The following is a 3,198-nucleotide window of genomic DNA, read 5'->3' on the forward strand; positions in this document are numbered from 1 at the left end:
TGCCTTGGGGTGGGAGGAGGGTGTCATGAAAAAGGATTCCAAAAGAGTTTATTTCGAGGGCGACTGTCGAATCGCTTTTGATATCTTGATTATAGTGAACATGGCGAACCATAATGTTGAGCTGTCTGAAGGTTTAAAAATGTCTTGGAAAAATTAAGTATAACGATGGGCGTGCTAATTCTGTCTTATTGTCCTGTTGTTAAATTAAATAGAAACTTTCATTACTGGTTTGAGAAGGGCTCCGAAGAGTAATGTCAATATAAAATAGTACACAATAGGAGAGAATGTCCATCGGAGGAATGGATATTCGGCAGGGCTATAAGCGACTCGAAGGGTCTTGATTGGCGATGATGAGTTTATGCCATCCTCACCACTGTCTACAAGATTGCCAAGGTTTACGATTTTAGTTTTCTTTGGTGTGAAACGGTTTGTTAGTTTACCAATAGCCACATCCTTGCGGACGGCGTCGCTCTGGCCGGGTAACATTATACTGATGAAATTAGGTGAGCCGTCTTGGATAAGTCTGGCTTTCCAGAAGATCTGGTCGGTGGCAGGGATCCGCATGGCCGGGGTTTCCAGGTCAATGGTGTCGGAGGTGATGATGCTAATGGGATTGGTGATATCGGCCAAGGATTCGCTTGCCGTGTCTTCAAGTTGGGCCTCGATGATGAATGATTGCCCAGGTTTTATGGTTTGGTAGCCTAATCGGTATTCAAGCTGCAGGCAAACGAGGATCATGGGGATCATCAGCAGGAGGAGCGGTTTGCCAATCGCACCCAAATACAGCAGGTTGTATTTTAAGATTCTGCCCTGGCAGATGAGCGAGCGTCGAAATTGATCCCGGTAGATAGCGATCTCCAGAAAATTTCCGAAGATTTTATTTTTATGGCTTCTGATTGTCTCTTGATTGGAGAGGCGTTTAAATGCGGCCAGCAGGGCTACTGTCGAGACCAGGCTGAGGAGCACTAGTTGCGGTATGGGGCCGAGGCCGTGGAAAGGCGCGACCAGGAGGTCGACAAGCTGATTTAAAAAGGAAAAGATGATCATGGCCAATCAGGAGATGTAGCCTAAACCCTTGAGGCGTTCCTTGACGTCTGGGTCATCTTCAGCTTCTTCGATCAGCGCGACTTCTTTTTCTAGAACATGGGTGATGAATTCCTCGACCGAGGAGTAGCCAACGATGACGGAGCAGTCTTTGAGGCGTTCATAGAGTTCCGATTCGATAGTTATTTTTGGCATACAGAGTTCCTTTTAGGTTGATAGTTTGTCTCATTTCCTTACACGCTAATTCCATATGAGATGTATCGTCTTCTCGGCATGATTTTATCTGGAATCAGGTGTATTATTTCCGCTGAAAAAATTTTCCACATTGGTCACAAACTGTTCTGCAAGTGGTCGGATCTCCTCGATATCTTCAAGTGTTACTATTGTTTCCTCCATGTAATCTCCAATCTGCCGAAGTTGAAAGGCCCTATGAAGGGCCTTTGACATTTCCTTGGTGAAATCACCAGTCTTAACATATTCCCGATCAAAGAGTGCTATGGCACCTGAATGTTTCGATGTCCCGATAGCTTTGTCTTGTAGCAGGGAGAGGACAGCGTAAAACATGGCGTAGTAAAGCAGGTTCATAACGGAGCGGAAACTCATGCCGGATTGAAGGAGAACCGTGGCTTCTTTTAAGGAGTCATTTGCTTCAATAAGACGGAATTCGATGAGGGACTTCTTATGTTCAATCATACGACGATACCTTCTCGATAGACATTATGGATAAATGCGGATTTCCCCACAGAACCTCTGAGCTTGTCTTTAACAACAACTACCGGGACGATTACAATATTCTGCTCAAAGCCTGCTTCCCATGCACAGTTACTGATATATTTCTCAATTTCATGGGTTGTATGTTCGACAACAATAAACATATCAAGATCGGAATCTGGCGTGGAATCGCCACGAGCCCTAGATCCGAATACCCTTACGTCTACAGGAGTTATTTTTTTTAGGAGAAGTTTTTTGAAGTGCTTAGCTATGGAGCGATCTTTTCTGTTCATGAGGTCACGGTACCGATTTATTGGGAATGAAAAAGTCGATCTGCGAGAAATTTGCTACAGCTTAAGGTTGTTGTCTTGTTCGGCACGGTTGGCAACGCATATATCGCGTCATGTTAAAGAGAGCATTGATCTTCAATGAAAGTAAATGCTAATAAGGAAAAAATAAAGGACTAAAGATATGGCAAAGTTGTATTCGTTGGGGTGTATGTACCCAGAAATTCGTCAAAGTCAGCCAACGTCAAGTGAGCAGGCCTCAAGCGAATAACGTTGATTTTCTATTTCGAGATTGGCTATTTCTACTTTGTCACATTACCAATCAAATAACGCCAGCAGCCTTTTTCGTTAACCCGGCACGGTGTTAGCCGGGGTCCAGAGAGCTCGAACAGACTGGATTCCGGCTAAAATCGTGCCGGAATGACGAACAATAATGCTGTGAATCTAATGTGACAAAGTAGAACTATGCTGTTACTATTAGTTCGGCACGCTGTACTTTTGGTGTTCCGGCTTGGCGTGCGTGCCAGAGATCGTATGCAGCCTGCTGGCCAATCCACAGGTCAGCGCGTCCGCCGTTCTCGACTCCGAGCCAGCCTTCTAAGCGTAAGGCCATCTCTGGCGAGATGGCAGCGTGCTCGTTAACCACTCTGGACAACGCGGCACGAGTAACGCCGAGCTGTTTTGCCGCTTCGGTAATTGTCAGTCCTAGAGCTGGTAAAACGTCCTCTCGTAAGGTTTCGCCTGGATGTGGTGGGTTGTGCATGTTGCTCATTGTATGTTCCTCCTAATGGTAATCCTGATAATCAATCAGCACGGCGTTTTCACCATCAAAGCCGAACGTCATACGCCAATTGCCGTTGACCCAGATGGACCAATGTCCGGTCGTTAACTGGTGTAGTCTCCAACCCGGCACATTCATATCGCTGGCGCTTTTGGAAAGGTCCAAACGCATCAACTGCCGCCTCAGTTTCTGCGCATGATGTGGCTGTATGCCTGCTTTGCTGCCAGTCTCGAAGAATACTTGTATTCCTTTGTGCCGAAATGATTTGATCATGTCACTATTGTATAGCGTAGCGTTTCGGTTGTCAATGCCCTGCGAGATTGATGATCAACACGAGGCAAATGACCAGATCAGTGGCCAGGACGATGACCAGAA

General features: G+C 45.9%; 6 protein-coding genes. All 6 read right to left on the reverse strand.

What is annotated here, in order from left to right; all coding sequences use genetic code 11:
* Positions 1–204 precede the first annotated feature (204 nt).
* The 6 genes from FP815_13080 to FP815_13105 all read right to left on the reverse strand — a co-directional run bounded on the left by FP815_13080 (position 205) and on the right by FP815_13105 (position 3,096).
* Positions 205–1,047 carry a hypothetical protein gene (locus tag FP815_13080; GenBank protein MBA3015857.1) on the reverse strand — a complete coding sequence of 281 codons (843 nt, stop codon included), beginning with the start codon at positions 1,045–1,047 and terminating at the stop codon, positions 205–207.
* Positions 1,048–1,053: 6 nt separating this feature from the next.
* The gene (locus FP815_13085) at positions 1,054–1,239 is read right to left on the reverse strand and encodes a hypothetical protein (protein MBA3015858.1); all 186 of its coding nucleotides are present in this window, start codon (positions 1,237–1,239) and stop codon (positions 1,054–1,056) included.
* An 84-nt stretch (positions 1,240–1,323) separates the two neighbouring features.
* On the reverse strand, positions 1,324–1,737 hold the full coding sequence (locus FP815_13090; protein MBA3015859.1) for a HEPN domain-containing protein: 414 nt from the start codon (positions 1,735–1,737) through the stop codon (positions 1,324–1,326).
* Positions 1,734–2,048: a nucleotidyltransferase domain-containing protein gene (locus FP815_13095; protein MBA3015860.1), complete on the reverse strand. Its 315-nt coding sequence runs from the start codon at positions 2,046–2,048 to the stop codon at positions 1,734–1,736. Before FP815_13095 ends, FP815_13090 begins: the two co-directional genes overlap by 4 nt.
* A 457-nt stretch (positions 2,049–2,505) precedes the next feature.
* Positions 2,506–2,814 (reverse strand): HigA family addiction module antidote protein, encoded by a 309-nt coding sequence (locus tag FP815_13100; protein ID MBA3015861.1) that lies wholly within the window; start codon positions 2,812–2,814, stop codon positions 2,506–2,508.
* A 12-nt stretch (positions 2,815–2,826) separates the two neighbouring features.
* Positions 2,827–3,096, reverse strand: coding sequence for a peptidase (locus tag FP815_13105; protein ID MBA3015862.1), 270 nt, complete (start codon positions 3,094–3,096; stop codon positions 2,827–2,829).
* Positions 3,097–3,198 lie beyond the last annotated feature (102 nt).

It is taken from the genome of Desulfobulbaceae bacterium, from assembly GCA_013792005.1.
GTDB lineage: Bacteria > Desulfobacterota > Desulfobulbia > Desulfobulbales > VMSU01 > VMSU01.